Origin of the sequence: Phytoactinopolyspora endophytica (genome assembly GCF_004138495.1) — a bacterium.
In the GTDB taxonomy this organism is placed as follows: domain Bacteria; phylum Actinomycetota; class Actinomycetes; order Jiangellales; family Jiangellaceae; genus Phytoactinopolyspora; species Phytoactinopolyspora endophytica.
This window is the reverse complement of the sequence record NZ_ML142856.1, coordinates 328,366-331,640: the sequence shown is the minus strand read 5'-3', so window position 1 is coordinate 331,640 and position 3,275 is coordinate 328,366. Positions and strand designations below refer to the sequence as shown.

Below are 3,275 nucleotides of genomic sequence, written 5' to 3'. Positions count from 1 at the left end.
GCCGGTCAGGCAGTTGACCACGCCCGCGCGAATGCCTGCTTCGCGGCACAGGCGGGCGAGCGCGACCGTGGTCAGTGGGGTCTGCTCGGCCGGCTTTAGCACCACCGTGTTGCCACACGCCAGCGCTGGTGCGAGCTTCCACGCCGCGATCATCAGCGGAAAGTTCCACGGTGTGATCAGCGCGCAGACGCCGACCGGCTCTCGCCGCGTGTAGTGCATCGTCCCGGGAATCGACACCGCCGACGTCTTCCCCTCGATCTTGGTGCACCAGCCCGCGTAGTAGCGGAAGACGTCGGCAGCCATGGCGAGGCTGACCGACTTTGCGACCCCGAGCGGCTGCCCCTGGTCCAGCGTCTCCAGCCGCGCCAGCTCGTCGGCGTCGTCCTCGATCAGATCCGCCACGCGCCAGAGCAACCGCGCACGGGCCGAGGGCGGAAGGTCCCGCCATGCCGGATCGACCAGCGCCTGCCGGGCTGCGGCCACCGCGTCGTCGACGTCTTTCGCATCCGCGTCGGCCACGACACCCAGCGGTTCGCCGGTCGCGGCGTTGTAGGTCTTGAACTCGGCGCCGCTGGCGGCCGGAACCCACCGATCGCCGATCAACAACTGCTCACGAACGTCCATCAGGGTGCCTCCGAAGTTCTGGGTGGCGGGTGTCACCGCCGTTGCCGAGTCACTTTCCTCCGGGCACCTGCTCCGCACATTGGATGCGACAGCACAGGAGTTGACGGATCCCGCACTCGCGGCCTCAGTTCGGCCAGGTCGATGCCTGCCGGTGAGCAGCTCAGCTAACTGACCAATTGGATAGAAGTCCCTATAGTGAGTGGTGTGACATCTCACGAGACCCTCAATGCGAACCCGCCCAAGGCCCGGCCTGGCTACGGCGCCGGTCGCGAAGCGCTCCTCAAGGCGGCCATTCAGGTCGTCGCCAGCTCCGGCCTGCGCAACCTGACCTATCGGGCCGTCGCCAAGGAGGCAGGCGTGACACACGGACTCGTCGCGCACCATTTCGGCTCCCGCGACGCGCTGCTGGCCGAGGCGCTGTCCTATGCCATCGACCGGAGTATCGAATCGTCGTCGCTCCGGGTGACGACGGCGCGTGTCGAGGACTTCGTCAGCGGACTCACCGAGCTCGTCACGAACGAACCGGACCTGCAGGCGTTCCAATACGAACTGCTGCTCGAATCCCGGCGGCGCCCCGAACTGGTCCCGCTGACCAGGAAGCTGTACGAGACCTACCGGGCCGCGGTCCGAGAAGGCCTGCGGAACCTCGGCATCGACGACGAGGCTCTCGCCCACCTCGTCTACGCCACACTCGACGGTCTGGTGTTCCAGCAGCTGACTGTTGGTGACGATGAGAGTACGCGACACAACGTGCGAAAGCTCCGCGAGGTACTCGAAGCCGTCAAACTATCCTATTGACAAGCTTTCCAGATGGATAGATACTCCTTGTGGTGTACATCACGAGGAGGTGGGTATGCCTGCATCGTTCGACACGGCGACCCTTCCGGCGCGAGACAGGTTCGATGCGTACCGGCAGGCGATCTCATCCACCTTCGTCCCGCTGGCCGCAGGTGCGCCCTCAGGCGAGCGGAGGTTCTACGCCTCGGTCGCGTCAAGCAAGGTCGGACCCATCCAGGTCAGCGAGGTCGCCGGAGCACCGCATGTCGTCATGCGAAGCCGTCGGCTGGTCGGCGCCGCGCCTGCCGAGTACTACAAGATCGGGCTGCAGCTCTCCGGCACCAGCATTTTGCGGCAAGACGATCGCGTAGCCGAACTCTGTCCAGGCGATTTCGCGGTCTACGACACCACCCGGCGCTACGAGCTCGAGTTCCGGACGGATTACCGGATGCTCGTGGTGATGATCCCCCGGCCGCTGCTGCCGGTGCCGCTCGGCCAGATGGCCGGGCTGAGCGCCAGAACGATCTCCGGTGGCACCGGCATGGGAGTCGTCGTGTTCCCGTTTCTCGTCGGGCTCCGGAAGGTGCCGGACGCTTGGAACGGGACAGTCGGGACCCATCTCAGCGACGCAGTGCTCGACGTTCTCGCCGCCGCCTTCTCCGCTGAGCTGGCGGACGAATCCGCACGGACACCCGACACGCGGCACGGCGCCCTGCTCGCGGACATCAGAATGTTCATCGAACGACATCTGTCGGACCCGGGCCTCTGCCCCGGGTCTGTCGCGGCCGCCCATCACATCTCGGAGAGCTACCTGCAGAAACTCTTTGCCAGCACCGGCGTCGGCGTGAGCGGCTGGATCCGGCAACGTCGCCTCGAGAAGTGCAGGCGGGATCTGGCAGCCGGTCACGATGCGCACAAGCCCGTCGCCGCGATCGGAGCCCGATGGGGCCTGACCGACCCGTCGCACTTCTCCCGGTTGTTCAAGAGCGCCTTCGACCTCACTCCGGGCGAGTATCGGAACCAAATGGGCCTCGCCACCCGCCCGGGCGAGATCAGGGGTTGACGCGCGCCGGTGACGCCGATGACGTCCCTGCTAACTGCGGGGCGAAGCTGGTGATGTCGTCTTGGCAGTAGCGGACGAACGCTTCAGCGCGCTGATTGAGCCGGATCGCGCGGGGCCAGGCGATGAGAACTCGGGCGTCCGGCACCGGTTCGATGATCTCCTTGATGACTACCTGATTCCCATCGTAGGTGCGATCGTTCAGGGGCCGTTGGACGAGCAAGGCGTATCCCATGCCACGGCCCACCAGGGCGCGGGTGACCTCGTAGGTGGTGGGTCGGTAGGCGACGTTGGGCACAAGGTCGAGTTGTTCGTATATGGCCAGCGTGTTGTGGGAGCTGGGCGGGGCGTCCAGCAGCACCATGGGTTCGGGTTCGAGTTCCCGCAGCGACACGGCGGGCTGCTGCGCCATGGCGTGGTCGGCGCGCAGTACGACATGCGGCCGGATGGTGTAGAGCACGAGGCGCGCGAGCTCAGGCATCACAGCCATGTCGTAGAGGATCGCGAGGTCGAGTTCACCGGCCAGCAGGCGCTGTTGGAGCACGTCCTGGGTGTCCTCGGTGAAGTCGATGTTCAGCTCGGGGTGCAGCGCGGTGAAACGCTGCAGCAGCGGTGGCAACACTGTCGGTGCCAGTGTCACGTAGCAGCCCAGCGATAGTGCGCCGGTCAGCGGCCCCTGGCCGGAGGTGGAGTTCTCCAGGTCTTCGGCCTGGCGCAGGATCTGGCGCGCATGCCTGAGCACCTGGCTGCCGGAGGGGGTGAGCGTGACTCCGTGCGCCTTGCGCCGAACGCACAGTTGCACGCGCAGCGCCCG

General features: G+C 66.3%; 4 protein-coding genes. 2 read left to right on the top strand and 2 right to left on the bottom strand.

Annotation, left to right across the window (positions count from 1 at the left end; all coding sequences use genetic code 11):
- Nucleotides 1-624, bottom strand: a 624-nt coding sequence (locus ELR45_RS17840; RefSeq protein WP_129667609.1) for an aldehyde dehydrogenase family protein, incomplete at its 3' end; no start/stop codon positions are given.
- 204 nt (nt 625-828) lie between these two features.
- Between ELR45_RS17840 and ELR45_RS17835 the strand changes: the two genes are divergently transcribed.
- Together ELR45_RS17835 and ELR45_RS17830 are read left to right on the top strand one after the other, a co-directional pair.
- Nucleotides 829-1,422, top strand: coding sequence for a TetR/AcrR family transcriptional regulator (locus ELR45_RS17835; RefSeq protein ID WP_129667571.1), 594 nt, complete (start codon nt 829-831; stop codon nt 1,420-1,422).
- 55 nt (nt 1,423-1,477) lie between these two features.
- The gene (locus ELR45_RS17830) at nt 1,478-2,464 is read left to right on the top strand and encodes an AraC-like ligand-binding domain-containing protein (protein ID WP_129667570.1); all 987 of its coding nucleotides are present in this window, start codon (nt 1,478-1,480) and stop codon (nt 2,462-2,464) included.
- Here ELR45_RS17830 and ELR45_RS17825 read toward each other — a convergent pair.
- Nucleotides 2,454-3,275, bottom strand: an 822-nt coding sequence (locus tag ELR45_RS17825) for a LysR substrate-binding domain-containing protein (RefSeq protein WP_205856800.1), incomplete at its 5' end; no start/stop codon positions are given. The genes ELR45_RS17830 and ELR45_RS17825 overlap by 11 nt on opposite strands.

Excerpts from the sequence above, each read along its gene's own strand:
- ELR45_RS17830 (WP_129667570.1), top strand. The coding sequence starts at position 1,478 with ATGCCTGCATCGTTCGACACGGCGACCCTTCCGGCGCGAGACAGGTTC.